Source organism: Lysinibacillus sp. NPDC047702, from assembly GCF_050272555.1.
Taxonomy (GTDB): Bacteria; Bacillota; Bacilli; order Bacillales_A; family Planococcaceae; genus Lysinibacillus.
The window spans coordinates 37,276-62,491 of sequence record NZ_JBNNMG010000010.1 but is presented as its reverse complement, the minus strand read 5'-3'; the positions used below and the strand labels follow the sequence as shown (position 1 = coordinate 62,491).

Below are 25,216 nucleotides of genomic sequence, written 5' to 3'. Positions count from 1 at the left end.
TTTTACCAAAAGGGAGGTGAGACCATGTTTAGTGTGCTACATCAAGGCACTGAATACCCAATCAATCACATACAAGCTATGCGTAGAGATTTGGAATTAAACGCAGCTCATGAGTTGAATATGATCGTAGTAAATCGGGAGAACAATCCAGCGTATCCATACCTGCAGGAAGAATCCATTATAAAAATAAAAGGGCATGAGTACCGCATTAAAAAGGTAAGCGAAAAGACACCATATAAAAATATCAGTGCTCTTCACACTGTTACAGACTTGGTTGGCGTACCGTTTAATCAAAAGCTTAAAGGCTCCTATACACCAGCTGAGCTGTTTAGCATGCTGCTTAAAGGCACTGGATGGACAGCTCATTTTGATAGTGCTGGTGTTGATGCCTCTGTAGATTTAGTAGACTGGGGACGAAACAATGTATGGAAGTTGCTTCTTGATCTTTGTAATAAGTTACGTGGGCAATTTGAGATATTACCAGGTAAGATCCTGAACATAAAAAAATCATTGAGTACAGATTACGGCCGACAATTCCGTTACGCTTATAATCTACGAAATATAACTAAGGATTCAACTTCTACCGATATTGTGACACATTTAATTGTTAATTTTGATGAGGAGTTAAAACAGTCTGAAACGTTTGTTTCTCCAACAGCTAGTAACTATGATCGACCAATCTACGGTGACATTATCAATGATGAACGTATCAAGACTTCGGATGCCGCCTATAAGCGTGCAAAGGACAAGTTTCGAGACATTGAAATATCTTACGATTTAGACATTGCTGAGTTGGGAGAGTCTTACGAGCTGGGTGAAACCATTCACACAATCTATGAGCCGATGAATGAACTGTCCATCGTCACAAATATCCTGAAAATACGTGAAGAGTGGGACGGTGAGGATTTAGTAGCTACGAGTGTAACTGTAGGAAACTATGTCTTTAAAACTGCAGAGGAGATCCTTCAGGATCAGATAAAAGATACAGAATCTACTGTAAATGACAATATTGAAAAGACTGCAGAAAAAACAACGGAGGTAATCCGAAAAGAGTATAAGCTTGAATTATCTGAAACTGTCACGGATTTAGAACGGAATATTACGACCGAATATACAGCCATGATTAGTTTGACCGCGCGTGAGTTAAAAACTGAGATGACGCAACATGTAACGACCATCAACAATAATATGGGGAGTATGGAAGCACGTTTTAATTCTTCTATTTCACAAACAGCTTCTCAGATAAGGGCAGAAGTAAGCTCAGAAGTCACATCGATTAATAACAATATTTATAATGTGCGCCAAGATGTATCGAACTTGTCTATCACAGCTAGTAGCATTCAATCTACGGTTACGAGTCATCAAACATCTATAAATGGATTAAATACGCAAATGAGTAGTGCTCAGTCAAGCATTACGCAGATGAGTAACCAAATCACACAAAAGGTGTCTTACACAGATTATAACGGATCAACTATCATAAGTAAGATTAACCAGGATCCGTATTCTGTAACGATCGATGCCCAAAAGATAAACCTTAATGGTGCCGTAATAGTCAGTGGTGACATAAGTGGAGCTACAAATATTAACGTTAGTAAAAACATAACCGTCGGGCAAACGCTCAATATAGGTGAAGTCTGGACAGGTAATTATAATATTAATTTTGGTGGAGAGTACGGGGCAATGCAAATAAAAGCTCAAGGCGATATGATTACCTTAGCTGCTATGAGTGGTGTTAAAATCTCGCATGGTCCCCTGTGGATAGAAAACAATTCTGCTGTAACTTCTTCTGTTGTCGGCATGAATCTAGTATGGAATGGTTCCCAAGCAGGAGCAGGAGGGCGATTGTATGTACGTTCATATAGTGGAGAAATTGGCTATTTAGAATTGAAAAAATAAGGAGAATGATAAAGATGGATAAATACGTAATTATCATGATGAATGGTGAAAAGGTAGCAACTACTAGTGTAAATTTAAATGCTGTTACAACAATCTTCAACTCCAATAATACGATTGCTGCTAAGATAGGAAAGAAAAGCATGGCGAAGCATTTAGTTTCAGCAATTGTAAAGATAGAGGCTCTTATTAAAACGGAAGATAGAAATGTCACAATAAAAATAGGTGAGACGCCACTATTCACTAATACAATGGATACGGATAAACTGTTAGAATCGTTAACTAGTGATATTAATAAAAAAGCATTTGTCATGGTCAACGATGAAATTTTAATCAATCGGGCTGTGTATCAATACGCAGAAGTCGATGAAGAGCAAAATACGGAGGAAGAAACTGAAACACAAGCATAGGCTTAGCGTTATTTTTATTGCCTCAAACAGTTTATTTCCTTACACTGGAAATAAAAAGAGAGGTTTAGTGTATGAACAATTTAACAACAGAAACATTTTTTAATAGTGTTGAATTATTGAAGCAGATAGGTAGGCAAAATAATTTAACTGAGCTAGTTATTACTTCAAAAGAAGTTCATAAATTAGTAGGCGGTTATCCTGGCCCAAATCATCGAATGCCAATGTGTTGTGATGCGATGTATAAAGCAATGGGCGACCAAGATGAGATATTAGAGAAACCTCCAAAAGATAAAGGGGCAACATTGAAGATTAAGTATCATTTGTAGTTAGTCAAAAAATTGTTAAAGGGCATTTCTTTCATTTGTCGAATGATGATAAAAAGGAGGGAATGTTTATGTATGATGTTATGGTTCATCTAAAGTGCGGTTACATTTACACAGAAAATGGCGAAGAAAAGTCAGCAACGTACATTTCACCAAAGACTAGTAGGAATTTGAATTATGTTAATCCGGATGTAATTGCTAGTAAATTAGCAAATGAAATTTTAGTTGAAACAGGACGAGAAGTAAAATCATTTTTGTATGTTGGTAAAGAGCCTGTACAAAGTAAATCATGAAGGCACTCTCAGTTGAGGGTGCTTTTTATATTCCCAAGCGTTTGGGAATTTGCCTTCCAAATAATCAATTGTGGAGGGTCTTTATTATTGAGAGGAAGTGTTGTTATGAATATGGAATTAACAGCAATAGTAGGTGTGTTAAGTGCTTTATTTGGAATGCTTTTTACGTATCTTGCATTTTTGAAAAATCGTGATAAAGATGTCCAACAAAGTGCAGCAGAATCGGCTGTTATCAGTACTAAATTAGATGCTATTAATAATGGTGTTGAAAACATTCGAGTGGATATGAAGGTTGAGCAGAAAGCTCGTATGGACTTGTCAGAACGTGTTACACGTGTAGAAGAGTCGAGCAAACAAGCACATAAACGAATTGATGAATTGGGGGAGAAAGTATATGAAAATTAACTGGAAAGTGCGTTTGAAACACAAACCATTTTTGGTGGCTGCCTTTGCATTATTTCTTTTACTAGTACAACAAATTGGTACATTATTCGGCTATGACACAACAATCTATAATGAGCGAGTAACAGAGTTATTTAACACTGTGCTCGCTTTTTTAGTGCTTATCGGAGTAGTGGTTGACCCTACAACGGAAGGCACTAATGACAGCTCTCAGGCATTAAAATACGACAAACCAAAGGATGATGTGAAATGACAAGTGTAACAACAACATGCCGAGATTTAGGTGAATTATTACCTGCAGCACAAACAGCTTGCCGACTTTTGTTCCAGGAGTGTTTTAAAGCAGGCATTAAGAATATCTTCATTACTGAAACGTACCGCAGCCAAGAACGCCAAAATTACCTTTATGCTCAGGGTCGTACTAGACCAGGGCAAATTGTTACATGGACTTTAGCCAGCAATCACAAATCACGCCTAGCTTGGGATATTGCTGTTGGTCCTCCACAATCTTTGTATGATGCAGCAACACTAAATAAAGTTGGAGCTATCGCAATTCGTCTAGGTATAACGTGGGGTGGTCAACCATCTTGGGTAAAGGCTGGGGTTGTTGATCGCCCTCATTTTGAGGTTAAGTCAAATTGGAAGATACCAGCAGGTTATAAATTAGAAGGGCAATTAAATATTCCAAGTAACAGCAAAATGCAAGTACAACTAATCGTAGAGGATAAAAAGGAGGAAATCAAAGTGACTCAAACATGGAACCCTGGTTCACCAGCTATGAAAACTGAAACAGAGAATTTTATTGCACAGGCGGTTAAAGACGGCATCGTTCAGGAATCGCATTTAAAGGATTTACAGAATGGTATAATGCCCACTGATCGATTAATTGGTCTGTACATTACTATTCAACAGCGTAGAGGTAAGTAGGGGAAAAAGAGGACCAGCAAAGTTATTTTTTAGCCAAGCTGGTCATTTATTATTGAAATCATAATAATAAATGCGGCAGTTTAGTGAAAAAATTATTTAAGTATAAGAACAGAATTAAATAAAAATTTCAAGTGTTTCAGTGGAAAGTTCATCCAAAATAATACTTACGTTATAATAGCGCCAAAAAATGGCGGTACGCTTGGCGTGATTTGGCGTGATTTATAAATATTTAACTAAATACCGCCAATAAATGGCGATTATAACGTCAAATATTGGCGTGAAAATTCAATTGAAACATACTTGTTGTCACGTTAGGATAATATTAACTCGAGGACATTTATTTGCTATAGCAATTTATATTAATTTCATATACAGAAAGGAAGTTAATCATGAAAAAAATGAGAAAAATAATGTTATCATTCGCCCTTGCCATCTCCACACTGGCATTTGTTTCAGTATCCTCAACAGAGCAAGCATCTGCATCTACTTATTGGCAAGATGTTTGTAAAAGTGATGACTTGTGTAGTAATGTTGTTAGTTATGGGATGAGAGTAAATTCGGAGGCTATACGTGGTGCTACAAAACTTGAAATAAAATCAGGTGCAGGTGTAGTTAGCATAACTAGTTTTAATACTATTAAAGCGTTGAAGCGCGGTGAAGCTGTTGTTTATTATTACGATAAATCTGGTGCCGAAACCGGGAAATATCTTATGTATGTAATTACAGTTCAATAAGATTCACTAAATAATTTCTAACAAAAAAAGCCAGGTACTCAATTTATTTTTGAGCGCCTGGTCTTTTTTTGTTTAATATTCTCTTACTTCAAATGAAGCAATTTTATTGTGTACGACATATTCAGTAACCTTTTTATAAGGTGAAATTGTTTTTGAGAATTTGAAAGTAGAAGTACCTTGTGCACTATCAAACCAATTTAAGTAATTGTTTAAAACTGCATTCGTTACATCATATTCTTTTGTTATACCGTTCACCAAAGTGATACTTAGAATAGCATTTGGTGATTCACTAATCGGTTTCTTAACAATTACTGTGCTAGTAGCTGAAATATCTGTGTTTTCTATTGTTGCTGTAATGATTGCTTGACCTTCTCGGATAGCAGTTACGTTACCATTCTGATCTACAATAGCAATTGATTCATCACTACTTGTCCAAATTACTTTAGCTGTATCTGGAGTAACTGTGGCAGTTATTTTATCTTGACTTCCTTCTAATAGTTCTAAATTATTTTTGTCTAATGTGATGGATTGAACATTAGGAACTTCACCTGGAGCTAATAATTGACCATCGATGTCAATTGCATCAAGTTCAAAGTAACGAGGTGTATCTATATTTTTTATCGTAACAATGTGTGTTCCAAGGGGTAAATTATCTTTTTCGTATACTAACCTCTGAGTCATATTAAGGTTTAGGTCGCTAATATTTTCAGAGAAATTATCTACTACTTTCCCATCAATGCTTACTTCTATACTAGTACTTCTTGTATAATAATACGTTGCTAGTAATCTAAATTTAGATCCATGAAAATTAAAAGTTACAGTATCATGATAGAATCTTGTTGTAACGTTATAAAACCCAGGAGCATTAAATTCCTCAGCGGGATTAGGACTTGCTATAAATTTTTTTTCTGATGTTTTTGTATCATATCTTTTCCAACCGATTTCAGGTTTCAATAGTTGACTTCCTACTACAGCACTATTTTCAGGAGTATTATTTAAATTAGTTACCCCTTCTTCATAATCCACAGCTTCTGCAGCTTGTGCACTTTCAATATTAAAACTTACTAGCGTTAGCATTATTAATGCTAAATAAAGAAAACCATTTTTAAAAAACTTAACCACTTATGTATCCTCCTTTAAAGTTGTCTAAGGTTATTTCTTTTAATAACCTCCAAAAACAACTTTAACCATTCATGTGCTTATTTACCATAGTAAAAAACAGACAACTTTATTAGTTATATGTTTACTAAAAATTTACATCCATTCTCTAAAACGAAATGAGGCTCATGTTTTGAATCATTGCCTATTTTATTATTGAATTGTTTCGTATGAAAATATCGTAATTTGTATAATTATGTATTTATTTGTTGAACGAATGTAGTAGTATTGTGTCGAATTTCCTTGCATAATTTTATTAGACTAAGACATTAGGAGGAGAATTATGAAAAAATTTTTAGGCTTGTTAATGGGAATTATTTTATTTAGTTTTTCATTAGATACGTTTTATGAAAGCAAGGCAGAGGCAGCAACAGCGTCAATAGGACAACAATTACTACAACCAGAAGAAGGTTGGAAGAGATATGATGATAGTAGTACCTTAATAGTCAAAAAAGAATACGAAACATCGGTTCAATCTCCTGCTTACGGTGGAAGCTTTTCATGGATAGCAGATGGAACAAATAAACCAATAGAATTTACTTTTTATGGAACAAAATTGAGGCTGATAGCTAGATATTATAATGGAGTTTACTATGGAGAGAAAATAAACTTATATATTGATGATGAACTGAAAACTACATTCAGCGAGAAGTCACCAACATCCGACGTATTCCAAGCATTAGTGGCAGAGGTCAGTGGTCTAACTAATTCTATTCATAGAGTTAAGATACTCCTAGACCCTAGTTCTACAGATAAAGGAATAAATTTAGATGCTATAGATATTGATGAAACTGGTCAGCTAATTAATTCCAATGAAACAATTATTGAATCACTTGATTTGAACAAAGAAGCCCTGAATTTAGTTGTTGGTTCAAGTGAAGTATTAGTAACAACCATTCTTCCGGAAAATGCAACCAATAAAGTAATTCAATGGACAAGCAGTGATCCAGAAATTGCTTCTGTCGATAGCAATGGAAATGTGATTGGAAAGAAAGCTGGTAATGTGACAATTACTGCAACAACAACTGATGGAAGCAACTTATCATCTACAGCAGAGGTTACAGTAAAAGAAGCAGAAATCGATGCAAATAGAGCAATTTTAAGACTTACAACGACGACTAAAGATATCCACGAGTACGATTTATCTATAACAGAAATAGAGCAATTTATGAATTGGTTAGATGGTCGTGAGGTCGGACAGGGAAAACCTTACTATAAATTTAAATTGAATGTATCAACAGGAAATATAGTTTCAAGAACAGAATACATTATGTACGATAAAATTGTTAGTTTTACAGTTGATGAGTATAAATAATTAGAATTTAAGACTAGTTGCACTTTGCGACTAGTCTTTTAGTGTGTAAAACAGACAACCTTTTTAGATATCTGTTCCACGTTCCGTATTGGACTGTTTAGCCTGTTCAATTACTTCCTCAAAAGCTGCTTTAATTTCCTCGAGCGTATAACCAGCTTCCAGTAATTCTTGAGTTGTTTGTTCTAATCTGTTCATTTAATTATCCTCTTTTATGTTTCTTATCTCCAACATTAATAATATTGAAATTTGCTTGAAATATCAAAAGAGCCGTATTTGTAGGGGCGTATAGAATGGATGTAGAACGTTCTAATAGAAAGTTGAATAAATCGTCTTATTATAGAAGAAACACCATATAAAGAACGTCCAGTAGCTTTCTATAACTGGTTAAAGGAACGTGATAGCCCTTCACAATTAATAGTGCATGATGAACCATCGTTAGATAATTGGCTGGAATGGTGAATGGAAAAATTTAACCAAACGAATTTTATTTAAGGTATTATTAATACAAAACAAAGTAAGCTTGTTGAGGAGGAGTATAATGCGTTTTCTTTTTTGGCTAAGTGTTGTTATCTCGGGAATTGTAAGTGTTGTCGGTTTTGCATTCACTAATATGACTACTTCTTCATTCGACCCCACAGGTGACAATTTTGTTGGAGGAAATGGAAACCCAGGTTTAATGTTTGTTATGTTTCCGATGTTAATTATTCTTTATTTTTTCTTTGCAATGATGTTTGTTTTTGAAAAGTTACATGAACGTTTTTCAGTGAATAGGAGACTATTTCAAGCCTGTTATTCAGGGTTGTTTGTGCTGATTTTGGGAATGACGATTTACCGAATCGTTTCATTTAGAAATGAAATCAATCCATATTTTGAATACGAAATATCCTACTTAAATCCTTTTTCTAATCATTTATTTTTTAACTTCTGGACGTTTATAGCCTTCCTCTGTGTTTCAGGATTTTGCTCATTTTATATAAAGAAAAGAATGTGAAGAAAGTTTGTACTTAAACTCCCATGAAAGAACTTAATCATCTTTCATTTGCTGTGGTGAGGTGCTTATTTTGGGGCTTCATGGATGGCTAACGGGTGCTTTAATTAAATAATTTATAAAAGACCACTCCGTGATGGGTGGTCTTAATCTTTTGTATTTTTAAGTTAGTAATAATAGAAGTGGGAACAGGTTAGTGTAATTAAAGATTTTTAATTAATTGGATAATATTAGTTAAAAATGTATATTATCCAATGCTATGTGATTATATTTCTTTTTAAACCATTTGTTGGATATTTACTGAATACTTAAATTGATATAATAATTCAGGTGCAACTTTTCCCTTCTGCACAAAGGATTAAGATGCACCATTCCTCAACTATACACAAAAGCCCAGGCTCTCAATTAATATAGAGACTGGGCTATTTATTTGTTCTAGAATAGTTTTTTAAGTGTACTTCTTGGGTTTCCTCCATTATTTTCTCTATATAAATACCCTTTTTATTTTGAGAAAATTGATACATTTATACCAATTTAATGCTAATTATGTATAATAATTTTGAAGGAGGTAAAATCTTACTAACACATGTGATCCTTATTCTAGTAATTGCATTTGCTTTAACAATAAAAACTAAGGGAAACAACGTGTTACAAAATTTAAAGATGTACCAATTGATTCCCTACGACAAATAAATTGATCGTGACGGAACAGTTAGGCTTTTGGAAAATAGCCACTAAAAACATTCAAGGAGATTAAAACATGAAACTTAAAACACTCGTAATATTAATGATGACACTGTTATTAGCATTTTCATTCAATTTTGATATAGCTAATGCAAATAATTTTAAAGAAGTTAAAATCGTAAATTCTTCTTCTACTGTATATGAAAAACCAGATACTAACTCTAAGGTGTTAGGAACTGTAGAAAAAGGAACTTTCGTTACATTAATCAGCAAAGATCAAAATGGCTTTTCACGTATAATCTATCTAAATAGCGAATCTAAAATCATAGATGGGTATATTTCTGATTCTGTCCTTGAAGATGCAAAGTATACTATTAAAATAGCAAGTTCAAAAAATGGACTAGTTGTCAAAGAAATGCCTTCATTAAAAGCAAAAACAGTTGCAACATTGCAAAATAAAATGGTTGTAAAAGACTTCGGCTCAGTTGGAGACGGTTGGTCATTTGTACAGTACGGTAATGTAATTGGTTATGCAGCGACTAACTTTATGAGCACTTCAAAACCAACAACTAAATACGTAGTATCAAATCTTGTTGTGAGAAATATAGCAAGTCCATCAGGAGCTAACGTAGGAGAACTTTATAAAAATGAAGCTGTATCCGTTCATTCTACAATCGCTGGGTGGTCATATATTTCAACTTCTTCTTATGAGGGCTATGTAGTAGATTCCTATTTAAGTACTAAAAATCCGAATGCAACGACAAATAGTAAACCAAGTAATACAACAAATTCTAATTCTTCAAGCAGTAGTAACAGTGGTAAATCGTACTATAAAAACTGTACGGAATTACGAAAAGATTATCCAAACGGAGTAGGTGCTGGTCATCCAGCTTATGATTCGAAACATGATCGTGATAAAGATGGATGGGCTTGTGAGAGATAGTTAAATGAGTAATGACTTAATTTTGGGAAGTTTAGCAGGTGTCCTATTTAGTGCCATAATAGGATTGGGAATCAATGCAATTTTAAAATTCGATTTCAAAAGATTAAAATTTACAAGAGGGATTGATTTTTTCTTTGAGATATTAATAAATCTTTTTATAAATTCGGTAATATTACTTAGCGTATCAGATCAATTAAGGGATTTTAAGTTTTTAGCCTATATAACTGTAATAGCTGTAGTATATTTATCGTCATACGTTGCACATTTAACCTTTGCAAAGAAGAAAGATTGGGTAGAAAAGCTTTTAACAAGTGTATCTGCTAATGTAGGTATGTTTGCTTTTGTCATGGGTTTATTTTGTGTTATAGAAGGATGGAAAAAAGCAGACGAAATGCTTTCATATGGAAGTGTATTAATTGCGATAGGTTCTTTCGCAATGATGTTCTTCATAGCCTTTTTACAATTCATAGATAGTAAACAAAAAGATAAGTCAGTTAAAAATTAATAAATATACGAAGGGACTACTTCTTGATGAGTGGTCCTTTTGTATATTCTTATTTTGATTAATTTATTTAAGTAAGCAATTCGGATTACATTGAGAAAGGTATTTCTTCTTAGATTATATTTCTCGAAAAGTATTTATATGGTAGATTTGGTATATGAAAATATTTATAGATAAAAAGGAGAAGTGAAAATGATACATAAGTTTTTTAAGAAAACACTAATTTGTTCAATGGTAGTGCTTCTTTTATTTACATCAAGTATTGATATTTTTGGATCATCTAAGGCACATGCAAACTTTGTAACTAAACCGATTGAAATCACAGCGAAAAAGACTCTTAAGGATTTAGCTGAACATGTTGCTGTCGGAATGGCTGAACAGATTGTGCAAAATTATTTGATTGATGAGATTATTGATTCAGCTGTTGCAAAAGTAGATGCGGGCTTTGCGCCTGTTTGTTTGGATAAAAAGGTTAAAGAGCTGAAGGATTGCCCTCCAGAAAAACTAGCACAAGTAAAGCGTGATTTTACTGCAGCTGATAAAAACCAGTTAAGAGGTGCACTAGAAGGTGTCATAGAACAAAAAACATATACAAGCTATAAGTGGCAAAAGTTTTTAGATTTTTTTATACCAGTTTTTTTGGCTAATGGTTTAGTAGCATTTTTTGATAGCTTATTAGATCCCGAATCTGAGGGCTTGATTAATGAAGTCGCTCAAGAAGCATTGATTAATGCAGGGTTATTAAAACCAGTGTTTGAACCTCCATCTACGGGAACTTTAGAACAATTAGATTTTAGTAAACACGTAGAATCTGTTGATGTTAATGTTACTGATGTTTTTTCGTTTAATGTAAATTTTGAATTTACTATATTATTAAAACCTAATGTGACTTTAGGTTATAGTTATAACAATTATAGTGGCGATAGATATGATGTATCTGGGTCTACAGCATTTTCTGTTATTCCTGTTTTTTCTGTTGGTACTGAATTTATACGATCTGATAATGGCTATTATTTAGCTAAAGCTAGGGGAGCATCGTCTTTGTATTTCCCTGGTTCCGGATCAAGTAGTTTGGGTGTTGCTCCAGATATTTGGCGTGGTACTACACCTTATAAAATTATAAATAATGATAACGAGGCACCTCAAAACTTTGCTATGGCAGAAGCCAGAAAATACTTGCGAGATTTTTGGAATCCTAAACTTGCAGATACATCAGTTAACGCAAGAATGAATACTTTGCTTGCTATGATGGCTACTAACCCAAGTGCCAATTTTAAATTTGATGATTCGGTAAATATTAAGTTACCGCCTCCGAAAGTAAAAACTGATTATGGTACCCAAACAGGTACTGACAAGATTAAAGATACCGATGGTAAAGTAAAATTAAAAGGAATTGACAGTTATAAATTCACGTATCAAAATAAGGACGTTTATCCGTCTGATCAGTCTTCTACAGGTTGGAAAGTTAGAAAGACTGGTGAAGATATAGCAGTTGGAGAAGATGTTTCTGTAAAGGATAAAGATGAAAAAGAACCTGAACCTGAAAAACCAACAGAACCAAACAATCCAAGCTGTAATGAGTCGGATGATATGGAAGTGGATTCAGGACAGTGTGAGGGCGTACCTTACTTTGGTTCAAAATTGGAGTTCATTTTCGGGAATGCAACGGGTAATAAAAATCATATAGATCGTTCTCTTGCTATGGAACTGCAGCTAAATAGCATTGGCATTTTTGACGATGCAAAAGGCAAGAAACTTGTTCTTGATAATTTATCTAATGCTTTCGATGATCCTTCTAGTATTCGAGAGACACTGGATAATGGTCGAGTAGTCAGAACGTCAGTCCTTACAGGTCCTAATGATGAATTGAAAGTTGAATCTGTGTGGGATAAAGAGAAATTAATATCAGTTAAGCTTGGTGAAGATGTTGGTGAGGAGCCAGGAGAAGAGGAAACTGATGAGGTTACAATTAAATATAGAACAGGATATGATAAACATTTGATAGAAGTAGAGGGTTTTAAAGCTAAACCGACTATTGGAATAAAAGGTGGCCACAATCTCGAAAATTTTGAAAAGTTTATTTTTGACAACTTTGGTGATCAGGTTAAGGATATTAATCAAGCTGTAACTAAAATGCCTCATCCCGATATTTCAGGCATTTATGAGGTTAAATATAAGCTCCCTGTTTATGATGGATTGAGCTCAGAAAATGGAGGAAAAGGCAACTTTACTGGCCAGTGGAAAGAGTATAAGAATCCCAAAACTGTCTATGATCCAAAACTATTCCCTGATGAACAGATGTTAAAGTTGGGCAGAGAAGCCATGGAAGAAGGTATTCGAAGTAAGAGAGTAAGAATTGATTCTCGATCAAATGCTATTTCTGACGAAATTATCGGATATGCTGAAGTCAATGGTAAAAAACTGCAATTTATAGGTTATCAGGATAAAGTCACAGGAGAAATAAGTAATTTCTTCCCTGTAATCCCGAAACAATGATTAAAAGGTAGGTTTAATAAATATGGATGATGAGATTTATTATGTAAAAGATACACAAGAAAAGATTAATAATATGGAGGCATACTACAGTACTCTAGGTTATGGCTATTTTTTAGAAGCGCTAAATGAATTTGAACAGGGAAAAGGATTTGGTATTGGTTATACTAGCTGTTACTTTGCTACTGAATGCACTCCGAATGATGAGGAGTACTTTGGGGATACTGGAGTGAACTTTACCACAACACCACCAGTAACTAGCACAGAAGTATATTCAATTGTGGAGTATGAGATGTTTTTCGAATATTTACTCAAAGTAGCCCATGAGTACCTAGCTATATATCCCCAGAATAATGTAGTTGTTGAGAGAAGCTTAGCTCAAATCAAGGAGAGGTTAGGAATTGAAACAAAGAGGTAAGTAAAGGGTGAACATATAGATAAGATGCATAATGAAATATTTAACTCATAATTATAACTGGTATTTATTTAATTTGGCTGGAAATGGGAAAAGACCACCTCATGATGGGTGGTCTTAGTTGTGTTTAAAGATAACGATAGTTAAATAGAAGAAAACTAATATTTTTATCAATGAAATTACTAAACATTCATTGAGATGTTTTGAAAGAAAATTTTGTATAATCTCTATATTAATTTTAATCACAATTCCTAATGTTACGAAGCATTTTGCCACAATTGATGAGAAGGGCTGTAAAGCATATATAAGCATGGTACAAGGGCAGGTAGAAGCGTATCGGGTGGATTTTATGGCTTATCCAACTGTCGAGGATTTGGTAGCAAAGGGGTATTTGAAGGAAAATGAAACGAGCTGTCCAAATAAGGAAGAAATTATGATTACGAATGAGGGGGAGGTTAAATTGGCAAATGCCTCTTCAGGAACGGACTCAAGCGGCGGATGAATGTGAACAGAGTAAATAATGATCACGGTTATACGTTGATTGAAATGTTAATTGTGTTATTTTTTGTGATGTGTTTAACTGCGATTGTCATGAAATACTCATTAAAGCAAGCAGAAATAAAAGAGCTTGAGCGTTTTTTTACACAGGTACAATTGGATATTCAATATATTCAAACTTATAGTATGCATCAAAGAGAGTATATCTCGATGAAGTTCGAAAGCTCGACAAAGCGCTATATTATCAAAAAAGATTTTTATACCCATTTATATGACAGACCTTTTCCGAAAGGGGTTGAATTAATGCCTGCTTCGAGTTCTGTGCAAACAATTATGTATAACTATAGTGGCAATGTCATGACTGCGGGAACTGTAACATTTAAAACCCCCAAAGGTATTAAAAGAGTTGTGATTACGCTTGGACGAGGAAGAGCTAGAGTTGAATGAATCAGGCTATTCATTTGTAGAAACGATTTTATCCATTGGCATCCTTATGTTACTATGCACGTCATTATTACCAATCAGCAATACAATGAAAACAAAACTCTCTAACAAAAAGCTAGAGGTTATTGCAGCAGAAACAGCCTATGAGGGATTAAAGCAATATTTGCATTCAGGACAACAGGAAGGCTCAAAAACAATCGAAAATGTAGATTTCTACTGGATTTTTGTGGAACAGGAAATATGTGTAACCTTTCAAAATACACGAGAAATACGTAAAAAGTGTATACAGCTGACAGGTGAAGTCAATGAATGAGAGAGGTTATACATTGCTTGAAGCATTATTTCAATTAGTCGTGTTTGTACTTGTTGCGCAGCTCGTTGTCTTAATTATGCTTTGGTATGGCGAGATGAAAACGACGGTATTATCTGATGAACAATCAAAGTGGGAGCTATTTGTTTACGATTTGAATAGTTATTTTGAAAATATTACTTTTTTTACGATTCGACAGAACCAAAAGAGAATAACCTTTGAATCAGCGAATACGATCCATAATATTGATTGCTATAATAATTTAATTCGTGACCAAGTAAATGGAGGGCATGTACCGATGTTAATTGGTATTAACAAATGTCAATTTCAATATGAAAATAATAGGGTCACTGTAGCTATTGAATTTCCAAGCGGTATCCAAAAGGAGCGAACCTTCTATGTACCAATTATTGAAAAATGACAGAGGGGCTATTTTTTTAATCGCAATTGCATTATTATTTTTTGTAACTACTTTTGTTCTTACGTATTGTACGTCTTATGAAATTCAGTATCGAACATATGATTCGCTTGAAAAATTGAATGTTCGCGCTACGATAAATTTATTAGGACAAATTTTGTCAGACAGTGTAGAATCGTAGTTATAAGAAGGTGATTCGAATGCGAAAAATATATTTAGTTGGCTTTATGGGCTGCGGGAAAAGTGCGTTAGGAAGACGTTTAAGCTATTTGTTAAAGATGCCCTATTATGATATGGATCATGAAATTGTGAGACAGCAGGGTATGACAATTCCTCAGATTTTTGAAAAATACGGAGAGGCACGGTTTCGGGAAATAGAAACAGAATTTTTGGAAAATTTCCGTGATGAAGCTTGTATTATTTCAACTGGTGGTGGCGTTGCCGTCAATGCTGAAAACAGGAAAATAATGAGACGCAGTGGACTTGTGTTTTTTTTAGATGCGACATTCGAAGATATTTATAAACGAATACAGCATGATCAAAACCGACCGATTGTGCAAAGCTCAACGAAAGAAGAGCTAGAGAAGCTGTATCATTACAGAAGAAGATTTTATCGTGATGCAGGACATATTCAAGTGTTAACAGAGGGCAGAACCATCCGCCAAATTCTTGAGTATTTAGTATTCCAAGTTAAAAGGCTAAAAGGCGAACGATGATATGTAAATAAAACTATAATGTTCGTTATTTATTATAGTTTAAAAAATGTTTGCCTTTTCAATATATTTAATGTTAGGATATAGACAAATAAGTAACTAAATGTTCATTGAATACTAAATAGTACCAAGATGAATCTTGGGCGGATGATTGTGCGGGGAGAGCGCGTGTAGACGCCGCCGAAGGAGCAAGTAGCAAAGGGCTATGAATCTCTCAGGTAAAAGGACTCGTACAAGACGCAACTCTGGAGAGAGCTGTAGTATAACAATAACAGCCACCAAAGGGGAAAGCCGGCTGATTGGCAGGGAAGAAATGCGAGCCAGTCTGGTGTAACTTTCAGGTGCAAGGACAGAGAATCCCGAAAAAGGGGTTCGTCTGTCTTTTTTTATGTCTTTGTATACTTGTTTAATGAAGGCAAGCATGGGCTGTATTCATACAAAAAGCAGACGAACTACTACCAGGTATAATGTAACTAACAATAAGGGGGCAAAAAAGAATGACGAAAGAATTAAAACGTACACCTCTATTTGAAGAATACGCGAAATACGGTGCTAAAACAGTTGACTTTGGTGGATGGGAATTACCAGTTCAATTCTCTTCTATTAAAGAAGAGCATGATGCAGTACGTAATCGTGCAGGCTTATTTGATGTATCGCATATGGGTGAAATTTTAGTAACTGGCCCTGAGGCACTTGAATTTTTACAAAATCTTTTATCAAATGATATTTCGAAAATTACTGTAGGTCAAGCGCAATACAATGCTATGTGCTATGAGGATGGTGGCGTTGTCGATGATTTATTAACGTATAAATTAGCAGACAATCACTATTTATTATGCGTCAATGCAGCAAATATTGAAAAAGACTATGATTGGATGATGGAAAATCAACATCAATATGATGTGACAATTGACAATCAATCAGAAGCTTATGCACAAATTGCTCTACAAGGTCCTTTAGCAGAAGAGGTTCTTCAATCTTTAACAGCGACTGATATTAGTGCCATCAAATATTTCCGCTTCCAAGAGGATGTAGAGATTGCAGGACATAAAGCATTAGTTTCTCGTAGCGGCTATACAGGTGAAGATGGCTTTGAATTATATGGCGCTCCAGAAGATATTAAAGCTTTATGGGGTAAAGTTTTAGAGGCTGGTCAAGACAAGGGTGTTGTTCCTGCAGGTCTAGGCTGCCGCGATACACTTCGCTTCGAAGCAGGTCTTCCACTATACGGACAAGAGTTATCAGCAACGATTTCTCCACTTGAGGCTGGTATTGGCTTTGCTGTGAAATTAAATAAAGAGGACTTTATCGGTCATGATGTATTAGTAGCTCAGAAGGAAAATGGTCTTCCACGCAAACTAGTAGGAATTGAAATGATTGATAAAGGGATTCCTCGTCATGGCTACAAAGTATTTAAGGATGGTCAGGAAATCGGTGAAGTGACAACTGGTACACAGCTTCCTTCCTCTAAACGTAATGTTGGTCACGCATTAATTGACAGCCAATTCGCAACAATCGGAACTGAGTTAGAAATCGAAATCCGTGGTAAGCACTTAAAGGTAATAACAGTTGAAACACCGTTTTACAAGCGTTCAAAATAATAGTTGAAAAGAGGGACCTACATTTATGAAACATCGTTATTTACCAATGACGGAGCAAGATCAAAAAGAAATGTTAGACGTAATCGGTGTATCCTCAGTAGATGAATTATTCGAGGATATTCCTGAGAAAGTTCGTTTTAAAGGCCTTTACGACATTAAGGAAGCAAAATCAGAATCTGCTTTATTAAAAGAATTAACAGCACTAGCTGCCAAAAATAAGGACACAAATGCCAATGTATCATTTTTAGGTGCAGGCGTTTATAACCACTATAAACCAGTAATCGTGGACCATGTCATTTCTCGCTCTGAATTCTATACAGCTTACACACCATACCAACCAGAGATTTCACAAGGGGAGCTACAAGCTATTTTCGAATTCCAAACGATGATTGCAGAGATTACTGGTATGGATCTTGCTAACTCTTCTATGTACGATGGTGGTACAGCATTAGCAGAGGCAGGTATGCTAGCTGCTGGTCATACGCGTCGTAAGAAAATTTTAGTATCTGAAACCGTGCACCCTGAATACCGCGATGTTGTGGCTACATATGCCTATGGTCAATCCATTGAAATCGTGACAGTTCCACATAAAGATGGTGTAACAGATGTTGACGCATTAAAAGCGTTAATTGACGACAACACGGCAGCAGTTATTGCTCAATATCCAAACTTCTTTGGTCAAGTGGAGGACATTCAAGTAATTGGAGATATTGTACATGAAGCAAAGAGCTTATTCGTTGTGTCTTCTAACCCGCTTGCATTAGGTATTTTAACACCTCCTGGTAAGCTAGGAGCTGATATTTGTGTAGGTGATGCACAAGTTTTCGGAATTTCTGAAGCATACGGTGGTCCACACTGCGGTTTCTTTGCAGTAACAAATAAATTGATGCGTAAGGTTCCAGGCCGTCTGATTGGTGAAACAGTGGATGGCGAAGGTCGTCGTGGCTATGTATTAACACTACAAGCGCGTGAACAGCATATCCGTCGTGATAAAGCAACATCTAATATTTGTTCGAACCAAGCACTTCTTGCACTTGCAGCTTCTGTAGCAATGACAGCTCTAGGTAAACAAGGTATTCGCGAAATGGCTACACAAAATATTGCGAAAACACGTTATGCGAAAAATGCCTTTGAAGCAGCAGGCTTTACAGTAGCATTCCAAGGTGCACACTTTAACGAAATCGTTGTGAAAACCAATAATTGTGTGAAAGAAATCAATAAAGGCTTAATCGAAAAGGGTATAATCGGTGGATATCCTTTAGGTCAAAATTATGACTCTCTTAAACATCATGTGCTGATTGCAGTTACTGAATTACGCACAAAAGAAGAAATTGATGCACTTGTTGCAGAAATGGGGGCTCTTAATGCATAACGAAAATCAATCACTCATTTTTGAAATTTCAAAAGAAGGTCGCGTTGGCTATAGCTTAGAAGCACTGGATGTACCTGAGGTTGACCTTGCAGATTTATTACCTGCAAAGCTAGTACGTGCTGAGGCGGCAGAATTACCTGAGGTGTCTGAGCTTGATATTATGCGTCATTACACTGCACTTTCTCGTCGAAACCATGGGGTAGACTCTGGCTTCTATCCACTCGGCTCATGTACGATGAAATATAATCCAAAAATTAACGAAGCGGTTGCACGTCTTTCAGGCTTTGCCAATGTTCACCCATTACAGGATGAATCAACAGCACAAGGGGCGATGGAGCTTCTCTATGATCTTCAAACTTCTTTAGTAGAAATTACAGGAATGGATGAAGTAACATTGCAACCAGCAGCTGGTGCACATGGTGAATGGACAGCATTAATGATGATTCGTGCGTTCCATGAGGCAAATGGCGAGGGTCATCGTAATAAAGTGATTGTTCCTGACTCAGCTCATGGTACAAACCCAGCATCAGCAACTGTTGCAGGCTTTGAAACAATCACTGTTAAATCAGATGAAAATGGCTTAGTTGATATTGAAGACCTTCGCAAAGTAGTAGGTTCTGACACAGCTGCCTTAATGTTAACAAACCCTAATACACTAGGTCTATTTGAAGAAAACATTATCGAAATGGCAGAGCTTATCCACTCTGTAGGTGGTAAAGTGTACTATGATGGTGCGAACCTAAATGCGGTTATGAGTAAAGCACGTCCTGGCGATATGGGCTTCGACTGCGTACATTTAAATCTGCACAAAACATTTACAGGTCCACACGGTGGTGGTGGTCCAGGTTCAGGTCCAGTAGGTGTAAAAGCGGATTTAATTCCATTCTTACCAAAGCCAGTTTTAGTAAGAACAGAGAAAGGAACATATCACTTCGATTACGAGCGTCCACAATCAATTGGACGTGTGAAACCTTACTATGGTAACTTTGGTATCAACGTACGTGCATACACTTATATCCGTACAATGGGTCCAGATGGCTTAAAAGCTGTTACAGAATATGCAGTATTAAACGCAAACTACATGATGCGCCGTTTAGAGCCATTCTTTGATCTGCCATATAACCGTCATTGTAAACATGAGTTTGTATTATCAGGTCGTCGTCAAAAGAAACTTGGCGTTCGTACATTAGATATCGCAAAACGTCTGCTAGACTTTGGCTACCATCCACCAACAACATACTTCCCATTAAATGTGGAAGAGGCGTTAATGATTGAGCCAACAGAAACAGAATCAAAAGAAACATTAGATGCATTCTGCGATGTGATGATTCAAATTGCCAAAGAAGCAGAAGAAAACCCATCCATCGTTCAAGAAGCACCACATACAACAGTCGTATCTCGTTTAGACGAAACACGTGCTGCTCGTACACCAGTGCTTCGTTATCAAAAAGCATAGAACTAAAAGCGTCCAATCAGTATTCGTACTTATTGGACGCTTTTCTTATGGTTTCTGGTGGATAGAACGAGAGAAGCGGTGGATAGGAGAGACAAAGCGACGGATAGAAAAAGTAGAACAACGTACAATAAAATAGGAAATTCTCCATAACCACAAGAAGAGCAAGCTATTTGCTCTTTTCTTTTATACCTAAATAAGTAAATGACCTCCAAATATACTCTAGTGGTCCGAAGCGGAATTTGGATAACCATAGCTTACTAAGTATTATTTGTAATCCAATAATAACAATGGCAATTAAGATAGCTGTCGTTAAGTGTAGTTTTCCGTAAACACCAAACGCAAATGGTCCAAATAAAAACGTACAAATAACGGATTGACCGATATAGTTTGTAAAGGCCATTCTCCCTGGGTATGCGAGCCATTGCAATACTTTCTTTCCATGTAGCGTTTGATAAATGAAAAGTAGGCTAATGGCATAAAAAATGGTAAGAAGTGGTGAGCTCATATATTGAATCAATGGAGCGGCTGGATTGTCTAAAACGAAGGGGAGTATCCAACTCAGTGTTCCACCCAAAATCAAAGTGATGAGCCACGTAATGAAAAAGCCTTTTCGAAACTCTTGAAAACGATGAATCCATTTTTTCTTGGCAATCGCTGCCCCAAATAAGAACATAAGTAAGAATGGCAGATTGGTGAATATATACAATAGGGGATTGCCTAAATAAAGGACGTAGAGCCCATTACGCATCGTATAAAAAATTCTCTCCATTAAATTTGCATCCAGTAATTCTTGAATAGTCCCATTTTGATGGGCATCTATCGTAGCCTGCATAAGCAGACGATTTTCCTCTGATATTGTCATGGTCATCGTTGGATCAGTGGATAGAGCTCCCAGCGTTAAAAGCCCAAAAAATAAGCTATATAAAGCAACACTGATGAGTAGCATAGCATTTGGCTTTAACTTATGCATTAGAAGCAGTAACAATCCTAAAATCGCGTAGTCTGTTAAAATATCACCAAACCAAATGAAATAGGCGTGGATACAGCCAAAGATAAATAAGGCAATAAGGCGTCGACAATATATGCTCCAGAAATTTAATTGCTTTACAGTGGCTCTTTCGTGCATGATGACCATTCCAAAGCCAAATAGCATGGAAAAAAGCATCACAAACTTACCATCGACAAACATAGCAAGCATCACCTTGACTAAATAATCTGCTTGGTTCCAAAAAGACGTCCATTCATTGTTAAAGCTTGGATCTTCCTGCATGTAAACTGGGTAAAGGAACCAAATAATATTCGCAAGCATGATTCCTAGTAAGGCGAAACCTCTTAAAATATCAAGTGCTTCTATCCGCTCTTTGGCAGAAATAGGAGAAAGCTTTTCTATCATTTCCATCCATCCTTTTGTTGTAATTTGACGTTTCTATTTTTGACTTTAAATCCTATTTATCAGGATTTTATAAGGAAGCAGAAATATTTAGGAATTAAGCATAAAATAGATATTGGAAAAAATTCTGATTAATTGTGCTAGAACGAAATCTATTAGAATCGATCCAAGCATTATCAGAATTAAAGATGGTCTTGATAAAAGGACATTTAATAAAAAAACCTACTTTTTTACTATCACTATCAAAGAGAATTTCCTAGTTAGCTATTACTATAAGACTTAGGCAATTATTGCTAATATGCAAAAAATATTGCTATAATGGGTGTAGATAGATACATAGTAAGAGAGGCGAGAACATGGATAAAGCTAAACTATTTTTAATGGCAGCAGCTCCAGCGGCTCTAATTGTGCCAATGGAAGTACAAGCTGCTGATGCAAGTATTGTTAAAATTACTGGAAATAATATTGAAGGGGCTGAAATAACAGCCGATACTTCCTTGATTCCAAAGGATAAAGAAATTGCTTCCTGTCAATGGTTTTCTGTTGAGGGAGAAAACCAAACACCAATCAATGTGGTGGGTAATAAGATATCGATACCAGCAGGTTTAGCTGATAAAGCGATTATTGTGAAGGTGACGACAAAAGATGGAACTGAGTATTTAAGTGACAAAATGTTCGTCCATGCTACCTTACAAGCAACTGGAGAAAAATATGTAAATGGTAAGGTCTATCCAGAGATTAATACTCTAAATCCTAAGCCTGTAATGAAGAGCTACCAATGGTATTTCTTTGACAATGGTAAGAAAACACCTATTAAAGCTGCAACAAATATAGAACTTACCGTTCCAGTTGAAGCAGCAGGGAAACAGCTGGTTGTAGAGGCAAAATCAGAGGGAGGAAAAAACTATACAAGTAACCCAATCTCAATCGATGCACTACAGTTAAAGTTAGATCCTGATCCCTCTATTACGCCATTAAAAATTATTGGTTATTCACCAGAAAAATTTGTATTACCTGGAGATACATTATCCGTTGTTAAGCCAACTGTTAAAGATGATACGAGAGATTTAAAAGCAGATCAGGTTTCGTATGCTTACCAATGGATGCATAAAATGGGTGACTCCTATTCCTATATTTCTGGGGCGACAGGTGCTACCTATAAAATTCCAGCAGATGCATTAGAAAATCAAATTAATAAAATTGTAGTTCGTGTGATAGTAACAGTTGGTACAACAGAAACAGGTCCTAGTTACTCTGAGGTGGTAGAGGTAGCTAATAACCCAGCTGAAGGATTAGTAAAATCTATTGATGACTTATTAGGGAATTCAAATAAGGCTATCGTCTATAAATCTTTAGGCTTTGAACAATTCGGTAATGAGCTAACAAGCCTAACAAGTAAATATACAGCATTAACAGCAGCAGCTAAAGCAAACGTAACCAACTATGATATTTTAAAGCGTGCTATAGAGGATTATAAAGTGGTGAAGTCTATAAAAGATCAAATACTCGAGGCACAAAAATTAGTGGATGGTACGGCTAAAATCCAAAAGTTTAAAGCGCTAGATGCAGAATATGGAAAGTTAGATTTACTGCAAAGAAGTATTGATATGAGCATTTATCCTGATATTCAGACTGGCCTAGGAAGTGCATCGCAGAATACAGACATTGCAGAGGTAATAGAGATAAATAAATCAATCTTAGGGCTTTTAGATTTACCAACAGCAGGATCATCCTATGTATTGGTAACATACAAGGGTTCACTTTCTAAATTACAGGAGAACATTAAGAACATAGAGGATCGTATTGCCAAGCTTTCCAGTGAATATAAATCGACAGTTCAAAATCTGGATATTTTAAATACAGCAAAGGCAGATATTAAAAAAGTACAGGCCTTTTTAGATAAAGCTAATAAAATAGATGTCAATACTACTGCCAAGAAACAGGTCGCTGCAGCAAAAAGCATTAACACAGCCTATGAAAAGCTTAATGTGAAACAGCAAAGCCTAGTACCTAGTAGCCTTTTTGATACGGGTAGTAATCTTGCCATAGCAGAAACGGCTGAGGAAAAAGATGTTATCTATGTTCAAAGTGTGATAGATAAGTATATTACATTAGGGCCTATTACTGAGTATAAAGGAATTGATTCGATAGATGATATCAAGGAAATCAATAAAGCTCTTACAATGTATAAAACGTTGACGAAGGATAATGCCAAAAAGGTAACGGGTTATACAGAGCTTTTACAATTGCAGAAGGATATAAAAGCTGCAGATAATGTGACGGCACAAATTGAAAAATATAAGCAATTGTTTGATACAGTAGGTGTTAATGATTCAAAATTGAATTCGACGTATAACAGTACATTGAATGCACTCAATAAATTAACGACGCTGCAAAAATCCTTAGTGAAAAATAGTGATAAATTAATCTCACCTTCACCATCTCAGCAACCACCAGGTGATAAACCATTGCCTGAAGCAGAGGTGAAGGCAAAGGAATTGGGAACTGCCTTTGTTGCCAAAATCAATCTTGTTATTGCGGTACCAAACAGTAGTTTTGCAATCTATGCCCAAGACATAGAAAAATTAGTGAATGAGTATAAAAGCGGGCTTACATCAGCTGCGCGTAAATATGTGACAAATTATAATGAATTAAAAGCGGCGGAAAAAGATGTGAAAGCGGTGCAGTCATTTATAAAGAAAGCTGAAACGGTAGCAATGGAAGCTGATTTGAAAAAGCGCTATGCAAAAATTCAAGGTGTCCAAAAGGCTTATTTAAGCTTATCCGCTAATCAGCAAAAGCTTGCTGGTGCAGATGAAACCTATAAAAATTTAATTGCTTCTTTAACAAATGATGAAATGTATACGGATTTGACAGAATTAGATGAAGCGATTGCTAAGCTTTCAGACGGTAATGCAAGTATAGAGGATATTAAAAAGCTGGAAGGAAAGTATAAAAATCTTTCAGCAGCGGAGCAAAAGAAAGTTATCCATTACTCAGTCTTAAAACAAGCAACGGCAGATGTAAAAAAAGTGGAGGCTTTTCTTACTCAATATAATAAAATGCAAGAAAACCCTACAAAAAATATTCAAAATGTGATAAAAGCATTTAATGCGCTGACAGTACAGCAAGCAAATCTCGTTCCAAGTCAAATGCGGGATAATATCATTCAACAAGAAAAACAACAGCGTGAATCAAATGATGTGGCATTGGACTTAGTAAGTAAAATTGACAATTTAGTGAGCTCTGGCGAGTATATAACCAATTTAAAGGGTGAAGTTGGACAGTTGCGCAGTGAATATGAGGCACTATCAACAGTACAAAAAAGCTTAGTGAAAAATTATTCAAAGCTAACAAAAGCGGAAAATGATTTAGCAAAGGTCGCTGAAGTTCGTGCATTAGAGGAAGCTATTTTAAACGCCGATGACAAACAGGTTGCAAGAAAGGCTTGGCAAAATTCCTTTAATAAACTCTCTAATCAGTTAGAGAAATTATATCTAATAGAGTACCCTACGAGAATCGAATAATTAT

Annotated in this window: 27 protein-coding genes and 1 riboswitch; of the genes, 24 read left to right on the top strand and 3 right to left on the bottom strand. The window is 35.6% G+C overall.

Translation table 11 applies throughout. The annotated features are described in order from the left end of the window. Positions 1-24: 24 nt before the first annotated feature. The 8 genes from ACQKIM_RS07655 to ACQKIM_RS07620 all read left to right on the top strand — a co-directional run bounded on the left by ACQKIM_RS07655 (position 25) and on the right by ACQKIM_RS07620 (position 4,985). The gene (locus tag ACQKIM_RS07655; RefSeq protein WP_427541454.1) at positions 25-1,899 is read left to right on the top strand and encodes a phage tail spike protein; all 1,875 of its coding nucleotides are present in this window, start codon (positions 25-27) and stop codon (positions 1,897-1,899) included. 14 nt (positions 1,900-1,913) lie between these two features. Then, positions 1,914-2,306, top strand: a complete 393-nt coding sequence (locus ACQKIM_RS07650; RefSeq protein WP_427541452.1) for a hypothetical protein — start codon at positions 1,914-1,916, stop codon at positions 2,304-2,306. A gap of 71 nt (positions 2,307-2,377) precedes the next feature. Further along, a complete protein-coding gene (locus ACQKIM_RS07645) occupies positions 2,378-2,632 on the top strand; it encodes a hypothetical protein (protein ID WP_427541449.1) in 255 nt (84 codons plus the stop codon). A 68-nt stretch (positions 2,633-2,700) separates the two neighbouring features. Continuing rightward, positions 2,701-2,922 carry a hypothetical protein gene (locus tag ACQKIM_RS07640; RefSeq protein WP_427541446.1) on the top strand — a complete coding sequence of 74 codons (222 nt, stop codon included), beginning with the start codon at positions 2,701-2,703 and terminating at the stop codon, positions 2,920-2,922. 105 nt (positions 2,923-3,027) lie between these two features. Beyond that, the gene (locus ACQKIM_RS07635; protein ID WP_427541443.1) at positions 3,028-3,327 is read left to right on the top strand and encodes a hypothetical protein; all 300 of its coding nucleotides are present in this window, start codon (positions 3,028-3,030) and stop codon (positions 3,325-3,327) included. Next, entirely contained in the window at positions 3,317-3,577 is a 261-nt protein-coding gene (locus ACQKIM_RS07630; RefSeq protein WP_427541440.1) for a phage holin, read from the top strand. Before ACQKIM_RS07635 ends, ACQKIM_RS07630 begins: the two co-directional genes overlap by 11 nt. Then, positions 3,574-4,251 (top strand): M15 family metallopeptidase, encoded by a 678-nt coding sequence (locus tag ACQKIM_RS07625; RefSeq protein ID WP_427541437.1) that lies wholly within the window; start codon positions 3,574-3,576, stop codon positions 4,249-4,251. The genes ACQKIM_RS07630 and ACQKIM_RS07625 overlap by 4 nt, the downstream gene beginning before the upstream one ends. 410 nt (positions 4,252-4,661) lie before the next feature. Then, positions 4,662-4,985 (top strand): hypothetical protein, encoded by a 324-nt coding sequence (locus tag ACQKIM_RS07620; RefSeq protein WP_427541434.1) that lies wholly within the window; start codon positions 4,662-4,664, stop codon positions 4,983-4,985. 72 nt (positions 4,986-5,057) lie between these two features. On the opposite strand, the gene ACQKIM_RS07615 is transcribed toward ACQKIM_RS07620, so the two are convergent. Continuing rightward, positions 5,058-6,107, bottom strand: coding sequence for an Ig-like domain-containing protein (locus ACQKIM_RS07615; protein WP_427541431.1), 1,050 nt, complete (start codon positions 6,105-6,107; stop codon positions 5,058-5,060). Between the two features lie 319 nt (positions 6,108-6,426). Here ACQKIM_RS07615 and ACQKIM_RS07610 point away from each other — a divergent pair, with 319 nt between their 5' ends. Further along, entirely contained in the window at positions 6,427-7,458 is a 1,032-nt protein-coding gene (locus tag ACQKIM_RS07610; protein WP_427541428.1) for an Ig-like domain-containing protein, read from the top strand. Positions 7,459-7,521: 63 nt separating this feature from the next. Here ACQKIM_RS07610 and ACQKIM_RS07605 read toward each other — a convergent pair whose 3' ends face one another. Next, positions 7,522-7,653 carry a hypothetical protein gene (locus tag ACQKIM_RS07605; RefSeq protein ID WP_427541425.1) on the bottom strand — a complete coding sequence of 44 codons (132 nt, stop codon included), beginning with the start codon at positions 7,651-7,653 and terminating at the stop codon, positions 7,522-7,524. A gap of 343 nt (positions 7,654-7,996) precedes the next feature. On the opposite strand from ACQKIM_RS07605, the gene ACQKIM_RS07600 reads away from it, so the two are divergent. From ACQKIM_RS07600 to gcvPB, 14 genes are all read left to right on the top strand, one after another. Further along, positions 7,997-8,449 carry a hypothetical protein gene (locus ACQKIM_RS07600; RefSeq protein ID WP_427541423.1) on the top strand — a complete coding sequence of 151 codons (453 nt, stop codon included), beginning with the start codon at positions 7,997-7,999 and terminating at the stop codon, positions 8,447-8,449. A gap of 757 nt (positions 8,450-9,206) precedes the next feature. After that, positions 9,207-10,073, top strand: a complete 867-nt coding sequence (locus ACQKIM_RS07595) for an SH3 domain-containing protein (protein WP_427541420.1) — start codon at positions 9,207-9,209, stop codon at positions 10,071-10,073. A 4-nt stretch (positions 10,074-10,077) separates the two neighbouring features. Continuing rightward, positions 10,078-10,578: a hypothetical protein gene (locus ACQKIM_RS07590; protein ID WP_427541417.1), complete on the top strand. Its 501-nt coding sequence runs from the start codon at positions 10,078-10,080 to the stop codon at positions 10,576-10,578. 189 nt (positions 10,579-10,767) lie between these two features. Further along, positions 10,768-13,071 carry a hypothetical protein gene (locus ACQKIM_RS07585; protein WP_427541414.1) on the top strand — a complete coding sequence of 768 codons (2,304 nt, stop codon included), beginning with the start codon at positions 10,768-10,770 and terminating at the stop codon, positions 13,069-13,071. Between the two features lie 22 nt (positions 13,072-13,093). Then, positions 13,094-13,486, top strand: a complete 393-nt coding sequence (gene cdiI, locus ACQKIM_RS07580) for a ribonuclease toxin immunity protein CdiI (RefSeq protein ID WP_427541411.1) — start codon at positions 13,094-13,096, stop codon at positions 13,484-13,486. A 160-nt stretch (positions 13,487-13,646) separates the two neighbouring features. Continuing rightward, entirely contained in the window at positions 13,647-13,985 is a 339-nt protein-coding gene (locus ACQKIM_RS07575; RefSeq protein ID WP_427541668.1) for a competence type IV pilus major pilin ComGC, read from the top strand. Between the two features lie 2 nt (positions 13,986-13,987). Further along, on the top strand, positions 13,988-14,428 hold the full coding sequence (gene comGD, locus ACQKIM_RS07570) for a competence type IV pilus minor pilin ComGD (RefSeq protein ID WP_427541408.1): 441 nt from the start codon (positions 13,988-13,990) through the stop codon (positions 14,426-14,428). Beyond that, on the top strand, positions 14,421-14,738 hold the full coding sequence (locus ACQKIM_RS07565; RefSeq protein ID WP_427541405.1) for a hypothetical protein: 318 nt from the start codon (positions 14,421-14,423) through the stop codon (positions 14,736-14,738). The genes comGD and ACQKIM_RS07565 overlap by 8 nt, the downstream gene beginning before the upstream one ends. Continuing rightward, positions 14,731-15,156, top strand: a complete 426-nt coding sequence (comGF, locus tag ACQKIM_RS07560) for a competence type IV pilus minor pilin ComGF (RefSeq protein ID WP_427541402.1) — start codon at positions 14,731-14,733, stop codon at positions 15,154-15,156. The genes ACQKIM_RS07565 and comGF overlap by 8 nt, the downstream gene beginning before the upstream one ends. Beyond that, positions 15,134-15,334 (top strand): hypothetical protein, encoded by a 201-nt coding sequence (locus ACQKIM_RS07555; RefSeq protein WP_427541400.1) that lies wholly within the window; start codon positions 15,134-15,136, stop codon positions 15,332-15,334. Before comGF ends, ACQKIM_RS07555 begins: the two co-directional genes overlap by 23 nt. Before the next feature lie 19 nt (positions 15,335-15,353). Next, positions 15,354-15,869, top strand: coding sequence for a shikimate kinase (locus ACQKIM_RS07550; protein WP_427541397.1), 516 nt, complete (start codon positions 15,354-15,356; stop codon positions 15,867-15,869). Positions 15,870-16,013: 144 nt separating this feature from the next. Then, a riboswitch (glycine riboswitch) is annotated at positions 16,014-16,106 on the top strand. A gap of 257 nt (positions 16,107-16,363) precedes the next feature. Next, positions 16,364-17,467, top strand: coding sequence for a glycine cleavage system aminomethyltransferase GcvT (gcvT, locus tag ACQKIM_RS07545; RefSeq protein WP_427541394.1), 1,104 nt, complete (start codon positions 16,364-16,366; stop codon positions 17,465-17,467). Positions 17,468-17,492: 25 nt separating this feature from the next. Further along, positions 17,493-18,839, top strand: a complete 1,347-nt coding sequence (gene gcvPA / locus ACQKIM_RS07540; RefSeq protein WP_427541391.1) for an aminomethyl-transferring glycine dehydrogenase subunit GcvPA — start codon at positions 17,493-17,495, stop codon at positions 18,837-18,839. Beyond that, positions 18,832-20,295 carry an aminomethyl-transferring glycine dehydrogenase subunit GcvPB gene (gene gcvPB, locus ACQKIM_RS07535; protein ID WP_427541388.1) on the top strand — a complete coding sequence of 488 codons (1,464 nt, stop codon included), beginning with the start codon at positions 18,832-18,834 and terminating at the stop codon, positions 20,293-20,295. The genes gcvPA and gcvPB overlap by 8 nt, the downstream gene beginning before the upstream one ends. A 166-nt stretch (positions 20,296-20,461) precedes the next feature. Here gcvPB and ACQKIM_RS07530 read toward each other — a convergent pair whose 3' ends face one another. Continuing rightward, complete coding sequence (locus ACQKIM_RS07530; RefSeq protein ID WP_427541385.1) at positions 20,462-21,688, bottom strand: DUF418 domain-containing protein; 1,227 nt, start codon at positions 21,686-21,688, stop codon at positions 20,462-20,464. A gap of 353 nt (positions 21,689-22,041) precedes the next feature. On the opposite strand from ACQKIM_RS07530, the gene ACQKIM_RS07525 reads away from it, so the two are divergent. Further along, positions 22,042-25,212, top strand: a complete 3,171-nt coding sequence (locus tag ACQKIM_RS07525; RefSeq protein WP_427541382.1) for a hypothetical protein — start codon at positions 22,042-22,044, stop codon at positions 25,210-25,212. The last annotated feature ends 4 nt before the right edge of the window (positions 25,213-25,216 follow it).

Coding starts and splice junctions, on each gene's coding strand:
- ACQKIM_RS07550 (WP_427541397.1), top strand. CDS start 15,354: ATGCGAAAAATATATTTAGTTGGCTTTATGGGCTGCGGGAAAAGTGCG.
- ACQKIM_RS07640 (WP_427541446.1), top strand. CDS start 2,701: ATGTATGATGTTATGGTTCATCTAAAGTGCGGTTACATTTACACAGAA.
- ACQKIM_RS07525 (WP_427541382.1), top strand. CDS start 22,042: ATGGATAAAGCTAAACTATTTTTAATGGCAGCAGCTCCAGCGGCTCTA.
- ACQKIM_RS07590 (WP_427541417.1), top strand. CDS start 10,078: ATGAGTAATGACTTAATTTTGGGAAGTTTAGCAGGTGTCCTATTTAGT.
- ACQKIM_RS07530 (WP_427541385.1), bottom strand. CDS start 21,688: ATGATAGAAAAGCTTTCTCCTATTTCTGCCAAAGAGCGGATAGAAGCA.
- ACQKIM_RS07645 (WP_427541449.1), top strand. CDS start 2,378: ATGAACAATTTAACAACAGAAACATTTTTTAATAGTGTTGAATTATTG.
- ACQKIM_RS07585 (WP_427541414.1), top strand. CDS start 10,768: ATGATACATAAGTTTTTTAAGAAAACACTAATTTGTTCAATGGTAGTG.
- ACQKIM_RS07610 (WP_427541428.1), top strand. CDS start 6,427: ATGAAAAAATTTTTAGGCTTGTTAATGGGAATTATTTTATTTAGTTTT.
- comGF (WP_427541402.1), top strand. CDS start 14,731: ATGAATGAGAGAGGTTATACATTGCTTGAAGCATTATTTCAATTAGTC.
- ACQKIM_RS07595 (WP_427541420.1), top strand. CDS start 9,207: ATGAAACTTAAAACACTCGTAATATTAATGATGACACTGTTATTAGCA.
- ACQKIM_RS07655 (WP_427541454.1), top strand. CDS start 25: ATGTTTAGTGTGCTACATCAAGGCACTGAATACCCAATCAATCACATA.
- ACQKIM_RS07630 (WP_427541440.1), top strand. CDS start 3,317: ATGAAAATTAACTGGAAAGTGCGTTTGAAACACAAACCATTTTTGGTG.
- ACQKIM_RS07600 (WP_427541423.1), top strand. CDS start 7,997: ATGCGTTTTCTTTTTTGGCTAAGTGTTGTTATCTCGGGAATTGTAAGT.
- gcvT (WP_427541394.1), top strand. CDS start 16,364: ATGACGAAAGAATTAAAACGTACACCTCTATTTGAAGAATACGCGAAA.
- ACQKIM_RS07605 (WP_427541425.1), bottom strand. CDS start 7,653: ATGAACAGATTAGAACAAACAACTCAAGAATTACTGGAAGCTGGTTAT.
- ACQKIM_RS07625 (WP_427541437.1), top strand. CDS start 3,574: ATGACAAGTGTAACAACAACATGCCGAGATTTAGGTGAATTATTACCT.
- cdiI (WP_427541411.1), top strand. CDS start 13,094: ATGGATGATGAGATTTATTATGTAAAAGATACACAAGAAAAGATTAAT.
- gcvPB (WP_427541388.1), top strand. CDS start 18,832: ATGCATAACGAAAATCAATCACTCATTTTTGAAATTTCAAAAGAAGGT.
- ACQKIM_RS07620 (WP_427541434.1), top strand. CDS start 4,662: ATGTTATCATTCGCCCTTGCCATCTCCACACTGGCATTTGTTTCAGTA.
- ACQKIM_RS07635 (WP_427541443.1), top strand. CDS start 3,028: ATGAATATGGAATTAACAGCAATAGTAGGTGTGTTAAGTGCTTTATTT.
- ACQKIM_RS07650 (WP_427541452.1), top strand. CDS start 1,914: ATGGATAAATACGTAATTATCATGATGAATGGTGAAAAGGTAGCAACT.
- ACQKIM_RS07555 (WP_427541400.1), top strand. CDS start 15,134: ATGTACCAATTATTGAAAAATGACAGAGGGGCTATTTTTTTAATCGCA.
- gcvPA (WP_427541391.1), top strand. CDS start 17,493: ATGAAACATCGTTATTTACCAATGACGGAGCAAGATCAAAAAGAAATG.